The following is an 18,671-nucleotide window of genomic DNA, read 5'->3' as shown; positions in this document are numbered from 1 at the left end:
CTTTCTATTCAGTAGAGAGACAATTCGGCGCACGGACCCGGATACGCGATCGGCGCTGCCGCAGCAGCACAGCACGGTGCAATCAGAATTGGCAATCTTGGTACTGTCAAACGATCTGACGGGCCACATCTCTCTCCTTGATGGCGCTTCTGCATCGCGGCGCGGCGTTGAGATGTTTCCGGCTCCCGCTCCTGCCGAGAACCAGATCGGCTCTTACTGTTAGAGTTCTCCAAACGAGAAACGTCATGCAGAGAGACATATGGACGGTCAATGGATCAAATCAGCAACCGCTCGGAGATTGGAAGGTCACTCGGCTCCTCGACCACGCAACGATGGTGGAAGTTCTTGAGCACAGGCGCGGCTCTTGTAGCCCTAGCGCTCGGATACTTCGCATCTTCTCGCTACAAAGATGATCACGCGGCGCCGCGGCAAGCGGGAGCACTTCCGGTAACAGTAAGCGAACCCTTGCGGCGAGACGTAGATTCCCGGCTCGGATTTCTTGGACAGTTCTCGGCCATCGACCGCGTGGAGTTGCGCGCTCAGGTTGGAGGTGTCCTCACCGAAATTCATTTCAAAGATGGGCAAATCGTACACAAGGGCGACCTGCTTTTCGTGATCGACCCGCGTCCATACGAAATCAGACTTGCGCAGGCGAATGCGCAGCTCCACACCGCAGTGGCGCGCCTCGCACTGGCGAACAATCAGCTCTCACGCTCACAATCGCTCCGGCGCGATGACTTTGCGACCCAGGAAACGGTCGACCAACGCACCAATGAGCAGCATGCCTCCGAGGCAGCGGTGGAAGACGCCAGAGCCCGCATTCGAGATGCTCAGCTCGACCTCGAATACTGCCGGGTCACGGCGCCTTTTACCGGACGAATCGGCGCCCGCCAGGTTTCAATCGGCGACCTGATCGCCGGCAGCCGAGCGGCCGTCAGCCCGACCACATTGCTCGCAACGCTGGTTTCGCTCGATCCGCTCTATCTCGATTTTGACATGAGTGAATCCGACTACCTGGCGTTTTCACGCGAACGTGCGCACATTGCCGGCCCACTCGCCGACACGATCGCGTTTGGCCTGAGCGACGAGACCAATTTAAAAAGGCACGGCACCCTCGATTTCGTCGACAACGCTCTTGATCGCTCGAGCGGAACGATCCACGCCCGAGCTACCGTGCCAAATCCGGATCTGTTTCTCGCGCCTGGCCAATTCGCGCGGCTTCGTGTGGCTGTTGCGGCGCCGACGCCGGCTCTCCTGCTGCCCGATTCGGCGCTGGTGCTCGATCAGTCGCAACATCTGGCCATGACGGTTTCTCCGGACGCGACCGTGGTACCGAAGATTGTGCAACCGGGAGATCTTAGAGGCGGCCTCCGGGTGATCCGATCGGGCCTTGAACCGAACGACCGGGTCGTCATCGACGGACTGGTGCGGGCTAGGCCAGGCACGAAAGTCGTGCCGCAGCATGGTGCGATCCATTACGACCCAGCCGCCGATGGCCAAGACTGAGCAAAAGCTGCGACTGGAACGATCCCATGCGCCTCGCACACATTTTCATCGATAGGCCCATATTCGCGACCGTACTGAGCGTCTTCGTCAGTTTGATCGGGCTTGGCGCGCTCGCCATTTTGCCTGTCGCTCAATATCCGGAGATCGTGCCTCCCACGGTTCAGGTAACGACCACCTATCCGGGCGCTTCCGCGGAGACGGTCTCGCGGACCGTTGCGACGCCGCTTGAGCAACAAATCAACGGCGTCGAGAACATGCTCTACTTGACTAGCCAATCGACCGGTGACGGCAAACTCACCGTAACCGTGACGTTCCGGATTGGGACCGACCTCAACGTCGCGCAGATGCTGACGCAAAATCGCGTTCAGGACACCCTCCCTCGGTTGCCGGAAGACGTCCAACGACTTGGGGTGCAGGTGAGAAAGGCGACGCCCAACATTCTTTTGGCAGTTCACCTCTATTCGCCGGACAGTTCGCGTGACACCCTGTATTTGTCGAACTATGCGACGCTGCACGTAAAGGACGTGCTGGCGCGGCTATCCGGCGTGGGCGACGTGCAATTCCACGGCGCGCGCGAATACGCGATGCGCATTTGGCTCGATCCGGACAAGGTCGCAGTTCACAATTTGAGCGCGGGCGAAGTCCTTGCGGCTTTGCGAGCGCAGAACATTCAGGTCTCGGCCGGCATCCTCAACCAGCCGCCGGTCGCCTCAGACCAGGCGTATCAGCTCAACGTGCAGACGCTAGGGCGGCTCGCTACGCCGGAGCAATTCGGCGCCATTGTGCTCAAAGCTGATCATGAGGGGCGCGTTACCCGCATCCGCGACGTAGGCCGTGTTGAAGTCGGTGCGGCGGACTATGGCTCTACGGCCTTCTTGGACCGCGGACCGGGCCTGCCGCTGCTCATTTTCGCCCAGCCTGGCGCCAATTCTCTGACGGTGGAGCACGAGGTCCTATCGAGCATGGAGTCGCTTTCGAAGGAGTTTCCGCCCGGCGTCGCCTATAAAGTTATCTACGATCCGACCATATTTGTCGGCAAATCCGTCGACGAAGTCATCACCACCATCTTCGTTGCGATCCTCTTGGTTGTAGGCGTGGTCTTCCTCTTTCTCCAGAGCTGGCGAGCCGCGATTATTCCGGTGATTGCGATCCCGGTGTCTCTCGTCGGCACCTTCACGGTTCTCTACGCGGTTGGGATCTCCCTCAACAATCTTTCGCTGTTCGGGCTGGTGCTTGCGGTTGGCATCGTCGTCGACGACGCCATTGTTGTGGTCGAAAACGTTGAAAGGAATCTGGAACGCGGGATGACGCCTTCAAAGGCAGCCTATGTCACGATGGACGAGGTGGGCGGCGCGTTGATTTCAATTGCACTGACACTTTGCGCCGTGTTCGTGCCGTCAGCATTCCTGTCGGGCATTTCCGGCCTGTTCTTCCGCCAGTTTGCGGTGACGATCGCCGCGTCGACGTTGATCTCCTGCTTCGTCTCACTGACCTTGAGCCCAGCGCTCTGCGCGGTTCTGTTTAAGGCGCAGGAGCCGGGCCAAAAGGTTCGTCCGTCCGGCATTCGCCGCTTGGTGCGGGCAGGATTTGACATGTTCAATTTTGGATTCGAGTGGCTATCGACGAGGTATGGGCGCGTGACGGGTCGCCTCGTCCAAGTGACCGGCGTAGTACTGTTGGCTTATGCTGCGCTGATCGGTATCGCCGGCGTCCAATTTGCCCGTGCGCCGACGGGGTTCATTCCGGAGCAAGATCAAGGCTATCTGATTTCCGTCGTGCAACTACCGCCGGGTGCGACGCTGGATCGCACCGAAGCTGTCCTTAAGAAGGCGATCGACATCATCTTGACAACGCCAGGCATCGAACATGTCGCGCCTTTTGCCGGGCTGGACGCGACGACCTTCACCGTTGCCTCAAATGCCGGGACGATTTTTTCGGGGTTGCCGTCCCTATATAGCCATCATATCGATGGCGTCACTGCGAGGACCGTTCTGGACGACCTGCGCAAACGCCTTTCCGCGATACAGAATGCCCATGTACTGACCATCCCGCCGCCTCCGGTACAGGGCCTCGGCACTGCCGGCGGTTTCAAGATGATGCTTCAGGATCGCGCGGGGCTTGGTTCTGAGGCACTCGCCCGCGCAGCGCAGGCGCTCGTCGGGGCGGCCAACAAGGATCCGAGCTTCGCGGGGGTCTTTACCTTGTTCGGCACCGGTGCCCCATCGATCTACGCGGATATCGATCGCGAGAGAGCCGAGAAAGTCGGCCTGACCCCGACGGACGTGTTTTCGACGCTGCAGGTTTATCTCGGTTCTCAATACGTCAACGACTTCAATTATCTTGGCAGAACATATGAGGTGATTGCGCAGGCCGACGGAAGCTTTAGACGAGATCCGCAGGATATCGCACGGCTCAAAGCGCGGAACACGTCGGGCGAAATGGTACCCATTGGGACAGTGGCTAGATTCAAATACGAGAACGTTCCGTACCGAGTGCCGCGGTACAATCTTTTCCCCGCGGCCGAAATCATGGGAGTAGCCGGGCCGGGCGTGGCGACAGGCACGGCGCTGCAGAGGATGGAAGAGCTTGCGCGGCAGGTTCTGCCGCCCGGCATCGGGTTCGAGTGGACCGAACTGGCCTTCCAGCAACAGCAACCTGGAACGTCATCTCTGCTCATTTTCGGTGCGGCAGCCCTGTTTGTCTTTCTGGTGCTGGCGGCTCAATATGAGAACTGGAAATTGCCACTCGCAGTGGTCATGATCGTGCCAATGTGCCTGCTCGCATCAGTTACAGGCTTGGCAGCACGTGGCTTGCCCATCGACATCCTGGCGCAGATCGGTTTCGTTGTTTTGGTGGGCCTCGCGGCCAAGAACGCGATTCTGATCGTAGAATTTGCACGACAGGCAGAAGAGCACGGTGCCACCCCAGGTGACGCGGCGGTCAGCGCCGCGCGGACCAGGCTCCGGCCTATTCTTATGACATCGCTCGCATTTATTCTCGGCGTCGCTCCGCTCGTTGTTGCGACCGGCGCAGGCGCAGAGATGCGGCAGTCGCTAGGGACCGCCGTTTTCTCGGGCATGCTGGGCGTAACGGGGTTCGGTCTTCTGTTTACGCCGGCGTTCTACGCCGTGGTTCGCGGGTCTGCTCGAAAAGCAAGCCAACCGGCGGACGTCGTCCATGCGCCAAAGTGAACCGTGGTGTTTTTCGTCGCCTCGCTCCGTTCGGTAGCCGAAGTGTCACTTGCTTTCGCTCGGACGAGATCCGGCCACGGGAAGCGCACCCAAAGCGGGCGCGGTTCATCTGGCCGCGATTGAACCAGCACTCCGAAGAACGGGTTTTAACCCCATGCGTCTAGCTGTTTCCGCAGGGGCAATGATGGTGCGGAGCGCGATCAGTCTTATGAAATTATACCAGCGCGCGAGCCGACTGCGGCTGAGCAGAAGCGGCCCGGCCCAAGGTCGATTGTTTGAGCCGCTCAGATTGCGCAGTCGATCAGCTTCTTCAGCAATCGTTTAAGCTCGCTGACTGAACTAGTGCCGCATCTCTGCACGATCTGCGCTTCCTGACTCATCGCCAGCAAATCGAGTTGGTGACATAGGATCCTGCCGCGGTCGGAGCAGAACATCAGCACTTTTCGACGATCGTTGGGATCCGAGGCCCGACACACCAGAGTATCCGATACCATGCGGTCAATGATTTTCGTCAGCGTTGGATGATTGAGCAGCACAACTTCGGCAAGGTCGCTCATAGAGCGTCCGTTTCCGTCCGAAAGCACCTTCAGAATGCACCATTGCTCAACCAGCATGCCTTCGTTGGCAAGGCGTGATTTAAGCTGCCGGTTGATCGCCCGATTTGCCTGCGCGAGCCGATAGACGAGATATTCGGTGATGGGGGTTTCCTGACCGGACTGCTTGGCCATGGGGCGACAATTTTCAAGCCTTTAATTCGACCGGAACACGAGACTTGGCGCGCCATGGGAGGCCATGCATCATCCGATCACCACACCTTCCCGACTGACGCGCCCGTGGCGCTGCCGAGATAGATGGTCAACCGAACCAGCAGCCCTTTCATTCTCGATGTGCAGCGGGAGAATGGATGCTGTACTGGCGTCATTCACCGGGTCAATCGTTAAATGACTCAACTGCTCCACGGAGCATCATGGATGCGAGCGCATACGCTTGGCTTACGGAATGTAGGATCACGATGTTCGATAAATTCGAAATTGACGGTACCGAACGTCGTTTTAGGCTTCCTTAAGGCCGAGCAAGTCTGAACTTCAATAAACTCTCTCTTGAAATCGCCGCGAGGAAAGGCGGCTATCACCTGGTCCCGTTGCTCTGGCGTGTACTCGTCATATCCTCTGCCGACGACGTCCATGAGGACGCCCGCGTTGGTAAGAGCGATTTCTGGTCGCATGTACTCGGGGATGCCGGGTGTCGTATGCAGGGCGATCGCCTCCCACACCAGATCCGCCTTCGGTTTTGGGATGCCATGGCTTCGGAGAAATTCGCGCGCCGCATCGGCGCCGTCGACTTCAAAGCGCTTATCCTGGGTTTGGTAAGCATCGGCAAGACCCAAGTCATGAAACAGCGCGGCGATGTACAGCAGTTCAGAGTCGAACTTTAGGTTCTGGCGGATTCCCTTCATCGCACCGAACACAAACACGCGAACCGAGTGGTTGAACAGCATCTCGGTTTCATGTTGCCGCACGAGTTCGGCGGCTTCGCGCGCGATCTTGCTATCGGGGATCTTAACGTCAAAAGCAAAATCAGCCATTATCGAACTCCTATCTTCGTTGCTGCAATCTGCGCTGCCTGGGTTGACTTGGCTCCCACGGCGCTGATCCATCGGCATCGCTGCTAGTGGCGAATAGATGCGTTGCGCTTGTTTACTGAACAGTACCAAGTTTGCCGATTCGGACTGTACCATCCTGGGATGATTGCTTTTCCCGTGCACTTGGTGCGCTCGCGCGGACTCGCCTAAAGATTGATGCTGTCCCGTTTTTCGCGACGTTGCCGTTTCACAGTGAATTCCTCGGTCGCGAATTCCACGCGCTTTACGCGATGCACCTCGATACTTTCGGGGACGATGCGAAGACTAGCTTCGCGCCAATCGACGTCCCGCGGGTCAAGAGGCATTGCTTCCGCAATTGCAGTGAAGTCCAGGCGTTCCGGCTCTCGTTCGCTTTTTTGAGTCTCCTTATGCAACGGTGCAATTTTCTCAACCACCTCGTAATCTTCCACCCAGCCATCCTCTGCCCAATAGCCCGTGCTCGCGCTAATCTCTGTTCCCTCCGGAACACTCAGGGCCTCCACACGGGCTGCCTTGTGAAAAAGGACGACGTAAAGATCGTTTCCGACGGCCTGCACTGATGGAGAAATGATGCCGTCAATCGGCACCGAAGCTTCCGTCGCTAGAAAATCGGCTATAGCCTGCGTTGCGAGGCATTCAAACGGATCATCATCGGACATTACCGGCCGCACGATACGCCCACTCAGCAACCGCAGGAACACGGCGCCTTCCATCCTTCCAGCTAACCCGAAATCAGCAAGGCTTTCGGTGACCCGAACGTCACTGAGGGCGGTCAAATCGAGTAGTCGCAGCTTTCTGATGATCTCGAATTGGGCCACCGCGATTTGGCTACCAAGAGGTGGGCGCACCTCGGCAATAGCCGCTTTCTGATTGCTTGCGCCGTAGAAAACCGAGCTATTACGCGCGTTCATGCGACCGGCCGCCGCAAAGGGTGCTGGCGGCACGCCGAGGTGGAGGTCCGGCCTGCCGAGCGCAGCTTCGAGTCTCTCGTCTGATTGAAAGACCCGAGCGCGATAGAGGGTATGAAAATCCGTTCCCGGACCCGCATCCACCACGAGTGGACGGCCCTCGCGCGTTTGCAGCTCGCCCATGCCATGGAAGATTGATGCGAGATGATTTGCTGCCGTCCGATTGAAAAAGCGCGTCTCGGCTTTGGGTGAATTCCCGAAGTTGCGCCAATCCGTACCTTGAGTCACTTAGCGTTCTCCTTGTGAGGCACCAAGCCTCGGCTGAGAAGGCCTTCTTTGGACAACTCTGCCACAAAAGATTGAGTTGCATCGAAGCCGCTTAGGCCGTTGGTCATAGCGAATAGATCGGTTTGCCCCGATCATAAAACAGTACCAAGATCGCCAATTTTGACTGTACCATCGCGCCATGGCTGTCTTCCCCATCCAACTTGATCGTGCCAGAAGGACCCCGCTGGCTGCCCAGATCTATTGCGCGATCCGAGACGGCATCGAGAACGGGCGGCTCGCCTCGGGCGCGCGGTTGCCCTCGTGGCGCGATCTCGCCGCTCAGCTCGGCGTCTCCCGCGGCACCGTGCGTGTGGCCTACGAACGTCTCATCACGGAGCAATTCGCGATCGGTCTCGGGCCGGCAGGCACTCGTGTGGCCGAGCGCCCTTCCCGATCCTCAATGCCCGACGGGTCGCAGGAAGTCCCGCTTCTACCGGACCTGTTCTACGAGTTTGGAAGCGCACCGCGGGCATTTCAGATGGGCGTCCCCTCTCAGGACGCCTTCCCGTTCAAGCTGTGGTCGCGCATCCTGACTCGTCAGACCCGACTGGTTGCGGCAGCGCCGGTGACGTATCCGGATCCGCGTGGCGATCCGGAGCTGCGCAAGCAGGTCGCGGCTTACCTGGGGCTGGCCCGCGGCATTCGGTGCAGTGCCTCCCAGGTGCTCATAACGGGCGGATTCTCCGGCGCGCTCGGCCTGGCGATCCAAGGGCTTCAGCTTGGAAGGACGGGAGCTTGGATCGAGGATCCCGGTTTTCCGCTCACTCGCACTGCGCTGGTCCTGGCTGGCATGTCTGTAGCAGCTGTCCCGGTCGATGCGGAAGGACTGGATGTTGCCGCTGGTGTTCGGACTGCGCCGGGCGCGACACTGGCAGTCGTGACACCGGGCCAGCAGGCGCCGCTCGGAATGACGATGTCGCTGCAGCGGCGGCTCGCGCTGATCGCCTGGGCTCGGCAGAACGGCGCCTGGATCATCGAGGACGATTACCTGAGCGAACTGCAACTGAAAGGACGGGCCGCTCCGGCCCTTGCATCCCTCGATCATGCGGGACGGGTGCTGCACATCGGCAGTTTCAGCAAGACGATCAGTCCGGCGCTGCGCCTTGGTTTCATGGTCGTGCCGCAGGAACTGAGTGGTCCATTCGGTGAGCTCGCCGCTTGCTTGGCGCCCGCGCCGGCTGCGGCCGTGCAGCGCGCGGTGGCGGAATTCCTGCGGGAAGGGTGTTATCTTCGCCATCTGCGCCGCACGAAGCGACTTTACGCCGCCCGACGGGAGACCCTGCTTCGTTGCCTGGGAGAGATGGCGTCTGACCCGGTAGAGGTGCAAGCAACCGCCGGTCTGGCAGTGATTCTGTCACTTCCCGATCTTGCGTCAGACGTGGACATCGCTTCGCGCGCCCTACAGTTCGGCTTGGCGCCCGCACCGCTGTCCCCGTGGTACATGCAGCCTTCCCGACAGAAGGGATTATTGCTCGGCGTGACCAATCTCAATGAACGGCGGCTGCCGGCGGACTGTCGCCGGCTATTGGAGTTGGCGCGATAGCACTGCAACTGAACATCGATGCCAACTCTCTTGATGGTACATTGAGAGTTGCCAATCTTGGTACTGCTTCCGGTCAGGCTGCTCCCTATCTCCCGTGAGTAGCACCCACTTGACGCGGATCCACCGCCACCATCGATTCGGACAATGTCTCTTCTGCGCAATCGTTCCGCTTTCGACTGCCCAACCCGCTACCTGGACGGCTAAGGAAAGTCGAACCTGTTAGGGAGGACGTGATGCGAACTTTCTCGGCATTGGCACTATTCGGTGCAGCACTCGTGTTAGCAGCGGTCGAAGTGTCGGCTGCAGGTGCGCAGGAGGACGAAACCGTAAAGCCGGTCTTTCAGCATGCGATTCCAAATATCCCCGGCAAGAATTTGGTCGCCGTTGTCGTGAGCTACCCACCGGGCGGAAAATCCGTGCCGCATCGCCACGCGAAGTCGGCCTTCATCTACGCTTATGTGCTCACCGGCGCCATTCGAAGCGTGGTGGGGAACGAGCCCGCTAAGGTCTACCAGGCGGGCGAGAGCTTCCACGAGGAACCCGGAGCGCATCATAGGGTCAGCGAGAATGCCAGCGCGACTGAACCTGCCACCCTTTTGGCCGTGTTCATCGTCGATGCCGCGGACGAGCCATTGACGATACCGGACTAGAGTTCAGAGTCGCGACAAAGCCTGCGAAGCCGATCATCCTCGTAGGATGTGCGTGGCTTGCGGGAAACGGTCAAGCGCAGGCGCAGTGTTTGAACTCGGCGAGGACCAGAAACTGACTCATGTCCTAGCAAGGAGCCCAGCATGGCAAATACTCCTGTTGGCAATGCGACCCAAGGCCTAGCTCCCCCCTCCATGTTGGCGTGGCGAGTACACGAATTCGGACCGCCGGAAGCGATGATTCTGGAGAAGGTGCCCAGGCCGGTTCCTGGCCCGGGTAAAGTCCTGATCGAAGTTCACGCTGCGGGAGTTGGTCCCTGGGACGGCTGGATCAGGGGCGGCAAAAGTGCGTTGCCGCAGCCTCTTCCGCTTACGCTGGGCTCTGATCTGTCCGGAACAGTCGCGGCTCTGGGCTCGGGTGTTTCCGATATCGCTCTTGGAGAGCAGGTTTTCGGTGTGACCAATAGCCAGTTCGTTGGCGCCTACGCAGAGTACGCGGTGGCCTCTGCTGGGATGCTCGCGAAGAAGCCAAGCTCGCTGACCTACGCGGAAGCGGCTTCAGTTCCCGTTGTCGCAGTCACGGCGTGGCAGGCTTTATTCGATCATGCGCGCCTCCAAGCGGGTCAGACGGTCGTCATTCACGGAGCTGGGGGAAACGTCGGCGCCTACGCGGTTCAGCTCGCTCGTCGCGCTCGGCTGCGCTCCATTGCGACGGCGGGGACCAAAGACATCGAGTATGTACGGTCTCTCGGTGCGGACAAGATATTGGACTATCATGCCCAACGTTTCGAAGATGCGGTGAAGGATGCCGACGCGGTACTCGATCTGGTTGGGGGTGAGACGCAAGACCGTTCATTTCAGGTCCTTCGCCCGGGCGGCAAGCTGATTTCTGCGGTATCCCAGCCTGACCAAGCCCGCGCAAAACACCACGGTGTCAGCGCAGCGTTTTTTCTCGTAGAAGTGACCACCGAGCGGCTGCGTGGCATTGCCGACCTTATCGATCGCGGTGAACTGAAGACCCATGTCGGTATGGTTCTTCCTTTTGCCGGTGCGCGAGACGCTCACATGATGTTGGAAGGTCAGCTGCGGCCGCCAAAAGGGAAGATCATCCTCAACGTAGAAGCGGCAGGCGACGTCCCCGCGTCCGCTTGAATTTGGCTTAACATGAGCTTGGCCGGCAAGCAGGCGTGAAGGCCGCCGGGGGGCCCCACGCAGGTCGGGAATACATGTCCCAAGGAGCGCGGATCCGAACGTCACGCACTTCGTCTGTCAGGATCAAAGCATCGCCTCGGATAGATTGGCGCGACGACTGCGTTCGGCAGTAGTCCAAGCAAGCCATAAGCGAGATGCGGTTTAATATCGGCTTGGTGCCGCTTCTTTTTGAACGAAGCTAAGCTAACTCGCTGCGGTCTGGCAGTGATCGTTTCGCTTCCCGAGTTTTGCGTCGGACGTGGATCTCGCGTTCCGCGCCAGTGCCCCTGTTACCATGGCACATGCAGCCGCCCCGGCAACAGGGATTGCCGCTCGGCGTGAAATGCGCCGATATTTTCGTCCCTGCCTAATCATCGCCTTTCTGCAGCACAGAACGCAGACTTTGAGCTAGCTCGGATCGGCTGAACGGCTTTTGAATAATTGGAAACTCTTCGACCGCTGCGTGACGATCGAGCACATCTTCCGCGTAGCCCGAAGTAAGCAGTACCTTGATCTCGCTGCTCCGTCGCTTTGCTTCGCGGGCGAGCTCAACACCATTCGGCCCGTTCGGCATTACGATATCGCTGAAGAGTAGGTCAAATTCCTGGCCACTCTCGATAATCCGGATGGCTTCGGTGCTATTCCGGGCACAGAGAACCCGATAGCCGAAGGTGGTCAGCGTTGCTGATGTGACCTCCAATAGATCGTCATCGTCGTCGACCAAGAGAATTCGCTCGGAGCCTCCGCACACGCGTTGAGATTGATCGGTTTCCACCTCGGCATGATGCACTTGTGGGGCTTTCGGCAGGTACAGCGCGATCGTGGTGCCGACATTGGGCGCGCTTTCGACGGTAACATACCCGTTGGATTGCCGAACAAAGCCATAGACCATGCTAAGACCGAGGCCGGTGCCTTTGCCGACTTCCTTGGTCGTGAAGAAAGGCTCAAAAATCCGCTCCCGAATTTCGGGAGCCATCCCGTGGCCAGTGTCGGCGACCGCCAGCCTCACATATGGTCCGGGTGGGCACCCGGCTACGGCTCCCTCATCGAGGACAACGTTCCGCGTCTCGATCTCGAGCACGCCCCCATCCGGCATCGCATCGCGACCGTTTAGCGCGAGATTCAGGAGGGCTGTCTCCAGCAGGGACGGATCGACCTGGCACAGCCATAACTGTTTATCAGTCCGCATTCTGACCTCGCATCCTCCTCCGACCGCCTGACGGACGAGCCCCTGGAATTCAGAGATCAGTTCGTTCGCGTTTACCAGTTTGGGCTTGAGTTTTTGCCGGCGTGAGAAGGCGAGGAGCTGTGCGGTGAGCTTCGCTCCCCGATCACTGGCGCGCCGCGCGGTTGCGGCGAACCGACGGATATTGCCGTCATCCGCCGCGCCCTCGATGAGCTCGAGGCTTCCCGATACGACCGCAAGCAGGTTGTTGAAGTCGTGAGCAACTCCGCCCGTGAGTTGTCCGACGGACTCCATCTTCTGACTCTGATGCAGTTGCTCCTCAATGAGCTTGCGCGCTTCCACAGCATGCTTCTCCTCCGTGATATCTCGGAAGAAGATCGCGAGACCCTCGCCCGAAGGGAACGCGTTGACTGCATACCATAAGCCCCGCCGAGAGCAGAGTACTTCGAACGAAACCGGACAGCGGCCCGACATGGCGTCTCGAAACTGCCTGAGGATTTCGGTGTTGGAGGCATCCAAAAGGACCTCCTGTAACTTCATGCCGATGAGTTCCCGCCCTTCGGCGATCTGTGTCCAGGCCCTTTGGTTGAAGAAGCTGATGCGCCAGTCGCGATCGAGGATGACGACGCTGTCGCTCGTGCTTTCGAAGACCGCCGCGAGCCGGGCCGCGGCGTCTTCCGCTCTCTCCTTCGCGTCTGACAATTCCCGCTCACGATGTTCCAGTGCGTCGGCCATGGTATTAAAAGCTTTGGCGACCCGCGAGATTTCGGACTTGTCGCGGATGTTCACGCGCCGGGCGTAGTCGCCGAGCCGCCATTGGTTCGCGGCGTCGACCAATAATCCAAGCGGGCGATGAATGAACTGCCGGGCCCCAAGCAGGGTCAGAACTAACACCATCACCGCACTTAAGGTGATGAGCAGGATATCGTGTCGCGTGCGACGCTGGATCTCGGCAAACGCCTTCATCTTGTCGAGCCCAAAGCTGACGCGCAGTCCTTCGGTGTCGGGCCCGAGAGCGGAGAAACCAACAATCCGCTCGACGCCGTCGACGTCAATCAAATCCGCGGTGGGACCGTGGCCCAGCATCGGTTCTTTCTTGCCAACAAAGCTTCCGTTATCGGGATAACGGGCAAGGTATGTGCCGTTGCGATCGGTGACGGCCAGCGCATCTCCCGCTGGAACATCCATCTGTGCAATGTAGTCTGCCAGCCAATCAAGGCCGAGCGGTGCGATAACAACGCCACCTATTCGACCGTCATCTCCATAGAAGGGCAGCGCAAAATGAATGAGCTTCCGGTGAATTGAAAGACCGGTGGAGAATTCTCCGACAGTAAACGCACCGGTTTTCAACGCGTCCGCGAAGTAGGACCGCCCGGAGACATTGACCGGCTCGCGATCACGGTCTGTATCGCAGAACGGTTGGCCATTCTGGTCGGTAACCAGGAAAGTGAGGAACGCCGGAAACCGCGATTTCATCCCTCCCAGCGCCGCATTGCATGCTTTGCTGTCCTTCGCCTTGATCGCGGGAAGTTCGGACAACGCAATTAACACTTGCCGAATGCCCTGAACGATCTGCAGCTGCTCCTTGGCGGCGAGCCGTGCCAAGTTGAGCGCCTGGTTCTGTACTTCGAGCTGTCGCGCGCGGCGCAGCTCAACTTCGTTGTACGCCTGGATCGCGATCGCGGGCAACAATGCGACCGCAACAAGCGTCAATAGGCGCGAAAAGATTGTCATTCGAGGACATCCCGATGAAAGCCAGGATGCGGACGCATTGGCCATCCTGCGAATTGGTCGGTGCAACTCAACCGCGCGAAACACTCACCAGCGAGAAGTTCAGGACTGCGTACTCCCGGCTCAGTGGCACCGGCACCTGGCTTCGATGCCGGGCATGCGGGTTGCTATGAGGGCGGCGAACACTGCGGCGAAACCGGATGAAACGGTTGCCGGCAAGTTGATGTGGACGTCGAACAGTCCTGCGGTAGCTGGACGCGCCCGCTTTGACAACGAAGTGCGTGTGGTTCATCGCCTCCGCCCACACGCGCGATGCGATCGGGGCTGAACCGATGCGATTTGGCTTGCCGGAGAGCCGAAGCCGGGAATCGAAGGCCTGGCATTGTGGACTGCGTCCTCCACACATCCGCCATCGCCTGCGGCGTCACGGTTTCGCCGACGCCGTGGACAGCGGCGGGATTTGTAATGGTAACGGCACAGGTGCAACGGCTTCACCCATCATAGATCGCATTTTCATGACAGCGTTCTCCTTGCTGCGTCCCCTGGCCCGGATAAATGCCCTCGCTGTGGTTCGAAAAGCACCAAGAACATACAAACGTCGTGTACCGTCGAGGCCGCCAGATTCAAATCCACTAGCGCTTCTCAGCTTGCACCGCGGGAATTGCTTTGGTCGAGCGCCGTCGCAGCCAATCCGCCCGCAGCCGATAGCCCTCCAAGGGCCGTGCTGCGAGGATAGGTTCGACATGATAGGTGGTCCGCTCGTTCGGACTTATCACCGGCTACAAAAATGGATCTCGGGCCTAAGCGCGAACTACGGCGCGGACGTCCTCGAATTCGACGGGGTATCCCAGCGACAACACGGATTCCGTCAACGCGCGGGATATGCTCTGGATGCACCTCCTCCAGGCGGGGCTGGTTGTGTAAAGCTGCCAATCAAGATTGAGGAAGGCGATTATTGGCCGGGAGAAGTCCGACCGAGCTCGCACGTCAGGCGAGCGCGCGAACCATAATCGTCGGAACTTCCCGCCAACTTCGGGCTGTAGATTGGCCGCGAAGTGCTCGCCTCGTGGGATTTGTCAGCATCTCGCCGTGTGAAACTCCGAGCCCTCTTCGAACTGAAACCGCTCCGTGTTGGAGTACCGACCGCTGACGGGGCCCTTCGGCAATTCTCCAGTAGCTCAGCGCGACTTCCGCATCAGGTCGCTGAAGTTCCTACGACGGAAACTAGGGTCCTTGTAGGCCATCACATCAGCCAAACCGGTGCCTTGGGTGGTCTCAGGACGGTGCTTGAGGCTGTCGTAAAGGGCTTGGAGGAAACCTTCCGCGAATTGTGGTGGACGCGGATAGGCTGCCTCGACAGCGCTCCGCTGCGCTGCGGTGAAGTCCTCATAGCCGGCGCCGACAAGATCCATGTTGGCTCCTTCGGTAAGAAGTAAAGCGATTGGGTACAGATGCGGAGAAATTCCATTTGTGGTATGCAGTGCGATCGCAAGCCAGACTCTCTGGTCATCAGCTTCCGGAACGCCGTGACTCCGCAAAAAATCGCGCGCGGCGTTCGCGCCATCGACTTCATAGCGCAGGTGACCTGCCCCATAACCTGCCGTCAAGCCATAATCATGGAACATTATCATGGAACATGGCCGCTACGTAGAGAAGTTCCGGGTCAAAGGTCAGACCCTTGCGTTTTCCTGCCAGGGCAGCCGAATAGTAAACGCGCATGGAATGCTGAAACAGCAAGTCGCCTTCGGTATGGCAAACGACCTGAGCTGCGTTGCGCGCCAATTTGCTCTCGGGAACTCTTATCCCGAATCCTCATCGATCGCGTTTGGAATCGCTTCATCGACTTTAGGCGTGACCCGTTTCGGTGCCTGACCATTTTGTGCCAAGGCGGATCCGTCGACCACTAATGCGAGCGCCGCCCAGGTAAGAGTGGTCTGAATCTTCATGGCGTTCTCCCTCTCTAGCCGGAGATGGTGCTTATTGGGCCGGATGTGGCCGAAGCCCCTCTCGTTATGGAGAAGCACTGCAGCTGTCTCCTCGAACAGCTGATGCAGCCTGTTCAACTAGCCCCACAACGGCGTCGGCGTGCGACATCATGACTGCGTGTGAGGCACCTTCAATCGTGACAGTCTTCTTCGATCCGGCGCGTTCGGCCATAAATACCAGCAGGTTAGCGGGAATGCTGTTGTCGAGCGTTCCAAAGATGAACCAAGAGGGGATCGCTTTCCAGGCGGCGCCATGGGACACCTCCGTCATGGCGCGTTCCGCCATCGGGCGCTGTGTCAGGGCCAGCAGCCTCGCTTCAGTTTCGGAGAGGTCAGCCGCATATTGTGCTCTGAACTTGTCAGGTTGAAAGTACAGGTCCCGGGTACCGTCCGGCAGCAGAATAGGGTCCGCCGTGTTCGCCTCGACGGTGCTGCCGGGAAAGCGGCGCAACAGCGTGGCCACGCTCTCTCCTGTATCCGGCGCAAAGGCCGCCACATACACGAGCGCTTTCACCCGTTGGTTGCCGTTGGCCGCGTTGGTGATGACCGCGCCGCCGTAGGAATGACCGACGAGAATGATAGGGCCGTCAATCGTATTGAGAAAGGAAGATACGTAGGCGGCATCGTTGCTCACCCCGCGCAATGGGTTCGGGGCTGCGACCACNTTGTATCCCTTGGCGAGCAGCAATTCGAGGACAGATTTCCAGTTGGACAGCGACTCAGCGAATGCGCCATGCACGAGAACTATGGTCGTCATCCGCTGTTCGGCCATGGATTGGGCTCCGTCGACCGGTTGACGTCCGCCTCCGACTACACGATGCACCGGGCGTAGATCGCCGCAGTATCAGTTTTGCTGTGGGAGTTTTTTAACCCCACGGAATATCGCACGGATTCCGCGCCTTAACGCCACCGCCCTTTGCTCGTTCCAAAGACGCGCATTATTTTTGTAAGGGCCGCATCCCTGTGTGTACCGAAAACCTTGTCCGAGTTGATGATGTGACGGATTCGGCCAAGTTGGCGGGATAATCGGGCTCCTTTGTTTCGTGCGGGCCGTCGTACCTCGCCGTTCAAGTCGAGGTTGCAGCTTTAAGCTGAGAACGCGGCGCTTCGACATCAGTTGATGGTCTTGCGGCGGAGGCTGCAGGGTCGCGTCCGGCTCACGAACCATGATCGCTGGTTCTTTGTCCAGCTGTATCGCTGGTTTCCATCAATCTCGTCCGTTCTCTCCATCGTCCGGCCCGAGACCCTCGTGCGTTGGCACAGGACTGGTTTTCGCTGCTACTGGCGTTGGAAATCACGATCTTCGGGAGGCCGACCGCAGATCGACACCGAGCTGCGCGTGTTGATCCGGCGGAGCAGCATCGAAAATCCGCTTTGGGGCGCGCCGCGCATCCACGGCGAACCGCTAAAGCTCGGGTTTGAGGTCGCGCAGTCGAGCGTCGCTAAGTACATGATCAGGCGACGCCGGCCGCCCAGCCAGGGATGGCGGACGTTCTTGCGCAGCCACGCGCCGGACATTGCCGCCATGGACTTGTACGTCGTTCCAACGATCGGTTTCGAGCTGCTCTATGCTCTCGTCATCGTCCGGCTCGATCGCAGAACCCTCGTTTGGATCAACGTCACAGCACATCCGACGGCCGAATGGGTTGCACGTCAAATCACGAAGGCATTTCCCTGGGATGAGGCTCCGCGCTACCTCATCCGGGATCACGACCGGATCTATGGCAGCGTCGTCACGCGCCGAATGCGCGCCATGGGCATCCGCGACAGGCCTACTGCACCGGCCCCGCCGTGACAGAATGGAGTTGCCGAACGGTTGATCGGATCGATCCGCCGCGAGTGTTTGGACCACGTCATTTTTTTGGGCGAGGCGCATCTGCGTCGGGTTCTGCAATCCTACGTCGACTATTACAATAACGTCAGAACGCATCGATCCTTCAACAAGGACGCGCCGATTTCTCGCCCGGTTCGGCGAACCGGTGCGATCAGTTCACGCCCCATCCTGGGCGGACCTCATCACCACTACGCCAGAGCTTAAGTTTTCGGTACACACAGCCCGACTGAACCATATAGCGCCTCAAAGCCGTCCCGAGATCCGCCCATGAGGCCCCGAGGCAGCGCTGGACCAGTTCGGCCGGATAGACCGGCGGTCGCTTTAATACGTCTGCGAAAGATACTCGACGATCTTGCCGACGTCCGCTTCGTCGATCGGTGCGCCGTACACCTTGATCATCTTCATGACCTCGGCCTGCCAGAAATCCTTCTTGAACTTTGGGCCCTGTGGCTGAGTTTTGATGTAGTCGGCCGAATGACACGCGGTGCAATTGCCTTGCACCACCTCAAGGTTTGGCCCCGGCTTGAACGCGGCGGTTTCCGGAGGGAGCTCGTAAGAGACCGGTTTNGCCCGAACTGCGACGCNGATGCCAGCGATCGCAGCAACACTCGCCATCATCGATACTGCTCTCAACGCANTCCNGTGCAAGGTCATGACCAGGCTCCTCAGGCTGCTGTAACAGACGTTGTTTCAATCACGTTGCGCATGTAGCCGGGNGGATTCCATGTTGCGGTTTCGGGCTGTGTCTGCCCGGCCTGGTTGGTGGCNCGAACCTTGAGGTCATGCGCGCCGGGCGGCAACCGGACCGAGAGCTGCCATTCACGGAACGAATACTTGCCAAGGTCCTTGCCGAGCTTGGCCGCCTGCCAGGTCTTGCCGCCNTCGGGCGACAGGCTGACGTCCTTGATACCAGTTCCGCCATCGAAGGCGATGCCTTTGACAATTGTCGGGCCGCCGGCCTTCACCTTGGCGCCGTTGGTCAGGTTGGTGATGAAAGAACG

Annotated in this window: 13 protein-coding genes and 3 pseudogenes; 7 read left to right on the top strand and 9 right to left on the bottom strand. The window is 59.2% G+C overall.

Translation table 11 applies throughout. From position 1 onward, the window contains the following. The first annotated feature begins 270 nt into the window (after positions 1 to 270). Both YY7_RS0125825 and YY7_RS0125820 read left to right on the top strand, forming a co-directional pair. Positions 271 to 1,506 (top strand): efflux RND transporter periplasmic adaptor subunit, encoded by a 1,236-nt coding sequence (locus YY7_RS0125825; protein WP_028165763.1) that lies wholly within the window; start codon positions 271 to 273, stop codon positions 1,504 to 1,506. 26 nt (positions 1,507 to 1,532) lie between these two features. Next, complete coding sequence (locus YY7_RS0125820) at positions 1,533 to 4,697, top strand: efflux RND transporter permease subunit (RefSeq protein ID WP_028165762.1); 3,165 nt, start codon at positions 1,533 to 1,535, stop codon at positions 4,695 to 4,697. Positions 4,698 to 4,981: 284 nt separating this feature from the next. On the opposite strand, the gene YY7_RS0125815 is transcribed toward YY7_RS0125820, so the two are convergent. The 3 genes from YY7_RS0125815 to YY7_RS52755 all read right to left on the bottom strand — a co-directional run bounded on the left by YY7_RS0125815 (position 4,982) and on the right by YY7_RS52755 (position 7,514). Beyond that, positions 4,982 to 5,425: a MarR family winged helix-turn-helix transcriptional regulator gene (locus YY7_RS0125815; RefSeq protein WP_028165761.1), complete on the bottom strand. Its 444-nt coding sequence runs from the start codon at positions 5,423 to 5,425 to the stop codon at positions 4,982 to 4,984. A gap of 218 nt (positions 5,426 to 5,643) precedes the next feature. After that, positions 5,644 to 6,282: an HD domain-containing protein gene (locus YY7_RS0125810; RefSeq protein ID WP_035690895.1), complete on the bottom strand. Its 639-nt coding sequence runs from the start codon at positions 6,280 to 6,282 to the stop codon at positions 5,644 to 5,646. 203 nt (positions 6,283 to 6,485) lie between these two features. Beyond that, positions 6,486 to 7,514: an RES family NAD+ phosphorylase gene (locus YY7_RS52755; RefSeq protein ID WP_155255317.1), complete on the bottom strand. Its 1,029-nt coding sequence runs from the start codon at positions 7,512 to 7,514 to the stop codon at positions 6,486 to 6,488. Between the two features lie 178 nt (positions 7,515 to 7,692). On the opposite strand from YY7_RS52755, the gene YY7_RS0125800 reads away from it, so the two are divergent. The 3 genes from YY7_RS0125800 (at position 7,693) to YY7_RS0125790 (ending at position 10,895) form a co-directional block, all read left to right on the top strand. Continuing rightward, on the top strand, positions 7,693 to 9,096 hold the full coding sequence (locus YY7_RS0125800; protein ID WP_028165759.1) for a PLP-dependent aminotransferase family protein: 1,404 nt from the start codon (positions 7,693 to 7,695) through the stop codon (positions 9,094 to 9,096). Positions 9,097 to 9,329: 233 nt separating this feature from the next. Beyond that, positions 9,330 to 9,746, top strand: a complete 417-nt coding sequence (locus YY7_RS0125795) for a cupin domain-containing protein (protein WP_028165758.1) — start codon at positions 9,330 to 9,332, stop codon at positions 9,744 to 9,746. 192 nt (positions 9,747 to 9,938) lie between these two features. Then, a complete protein-coding gene (locus tag YY7_RS0125790) occupies positions 9,939 to 10,895 on the top strand; it encodes an NADP-dependent oxidoreductase (RefSeq protein WP_028165757.1) in 957 nt (318 codons plus the stop codon). 406 nt (positions 10,896 to 11,301) lie between these two features. Here YY7_RS0125790 and YY7_RS0125785 read toward each other — a convergent pair whose 3' ends face one another. The 4 genes and pseudogenes from YY7_RS0125785 to YY7_RS52745 all read right to left on the bottom strand — a co-directional run bounded on the left by YY7_RS0125785 (position 11,302) and on the right by YY7_RS52745 (position 16,593). Next, complete coding sequence (locus YY7_RS0125785) at positions 11,302 to 13,854, bottom strand: ATP-binding protein (RefSeq protein WP_028165756.1); 2,553 nt, start codon at positions 13,852 to 13,854, stop codon at positions 11,302 to 11,304. A 1,175-nt stretch (positions 13,855 to 15,029) separates the two neighbouring features. Then, positions 15,030 to 15,654, bottom strand: a pseudogene (locus YY7_RS52750) (HD domain-containing protein). Further along, a complete protein-coding gene (locus tag YY7_RS60660) occupies positions 15,651 to 15,797 on the bottom strand; it encodes a hypothetical protein (protein WP_155255316.1) in 147 nt (48 codons plus the stop codon). The pseudogene YY7_RS52750 and the gene YY7_RS60660 overlap by 4 nt, the downstream one beginning before the upstream one ends. A gap of 64 nt (positions 15,798 to 15,861) precedes the next feature. Then, positions 15,862 to 16,593 (bottom strand): alpha/beta fold hydrolase, encoded by a 732-nt coding sequence (locus YY7_RS52745; RefSeq protein ID WP_433994526.1) that lies wholly within the window; start codon positions 16,591 to 16,593, stop codon positions 15,862 to 15,864. Between the two features lie 363 nt (positions 16,594 to 16,956). Here YY7_RS52745 and YY7_RS62570 point away from each other — a divergent pair, with 363 nt between their 5' ends. After that, complete coding sequence (locus YY7_RS62570) at positions 16,957 to 17,631, top strand: hypothetical protein (protein ID WP_051396908.1); 675 nt, start codon at positions 16,957 to 16,959, stop codon at positions 17,629 to 17,631. A 12-nt stretch (positions 17,632 to 17,643) separates the two neighbouring features. Continuing rightward, positions 17,644 to 17,874, top strand: a pseudogene (locus tag YY7_RS65140) (integrase core domain-containing protein); the annotation flags it as partial. Between the two features lie 117 nt (positions 17,875 to 17,991). Here YY7_RS65140 and YY7_RS0125760 read toward each other — a convergent pair. Both YY7_RS0125760 and YY7_RS52735 read right to left on the bottom strand, forming a co-directional pair. After that, positions 17,992 to 18,288 carry a sulfite:cytochrome C oxidoreductase subunit B gene (locus YY7_RS0125760; protein ID WP_080663842.1) on the bottom strand — a complete coding sequence of 99 codons (297 nt, stop codon included), beginning with the start codon at positions 18,286 to 18,288 and terminating at the stop codon, positions 17,992 to 17,994. Positions 18,289 to 18,335: 47 nt separating this feature from the next. Further along, positions 18,336 to 18,671: pseudogene (locus YY7_RS52735) on the bottom strand (Ig-like domain-containing protein); the annotation flags it as partial.

The organism is Bradyrhizobium elkanii WSM2783 (assembly GCF_000472865.1).
GTDB classification, from domain to species: Bacteria; Pseudomonadota; Alphaproteobacteria; order Rhizobiales; family Xanthobacteraceae; genus Bradyrhizobium; species Bradyrhizobium elkanii_A.
The sequence above is the reverse complement of the archived record's forward strand: the minus strand, read 5'-3'. Positions and strand labels throughout refer to the sequence as shown.